Genomic DNA, 910 nt, shown 5'->3' with positions numbered 1-910 from the left:
TGAAGCACAAAAATCCGGCTGGAATCTGACTGCCTCTAAAGACAGCGGCAAAATCTCAATTATCACCGATAAAAGCGGAGTTCTTTCCGGATCAAAGGCATTGGAAATCTTGAGTCAATCAACGTCTGCCGGAACCGATCACGGGTTTTCGTCAGCGACACAAACAGTTGAACTGGAGCCGAATACAACCTATACATTAAGCGGGAAAATCAAAACAGATCTAGCAAAAACAAGAGCCTACTTTAACATTGATTTGCGAGACAAAGATCAAAAACGAATTCAATGGATTCACAATGAATACAGTGCATTAGCCGGAAAAAATGACTGGACAAAACGGCAAATCACTTTTACGACTCCAGCAAATGCAGGAAAAGCCGTTGTGTATATGGAAGTCGATCATAATGATAAAGATGGCAAAGGAAAAGCATGGTTCGATGAAGTCCAGCTGGAAAAAGGCGAAGTATCGTCAAGCTATAACCCAGTTCAAAACAGCAGCTTCACATCAGCGACGGAAAACTGGAATGTAAGCGGAGCATCCGTTGATTCTGAAGAAGGCTTTAATGATGATGTATCATTAAAAGCTGCCCGGACCAGTGCGTCCCAAGCCGGATCAGTAACAAAACAAACCGTTGTCTTAGGGCAAAGCGCAAATGACAAACCGGTTTATCTCACACTGACAGGAATGTCGAAAGCAAGCAGCGTCAAATTTACAGATGAAAAAGACTATTCTCTGCAGGCGAATGTCACTTACGCTGACGGCAGCACAGGCGTCTACAATGCGAAATTCCCTTCTGGAACACAGGAATGGAACCGGGCAGCTGTCGTCATCCCTAAAACAAAGCCGATCAATAAAGTAGATATTAGTATTCTGTTCCAAAAGAGTGCGACAGGCACAGTCTGGTTTGATGAT

General features: G+C 43.6%; 1 protein-coding gene. It reads left to right on the top strand.

Translation table 11 applies throughout. The annotated features are described in order from the left end of the window. Window positions 1-910, top strand: a 910-nt coding sequence (locus ACWHAR_RS24500) for a carbohydrate binding domain-containing protein (RefSeq protein ID WP_452088110.1), incomplete at both ends; no start/stop codon positions are given.

The organism is Bacillus sp. LR--39, from assembly GCF_053613335.1.
The sequence above is the reverse complement of the archived record's forward strand: the minus strand, read 5'-3'. Positions and strand labels throughout refer to the sequence as shown.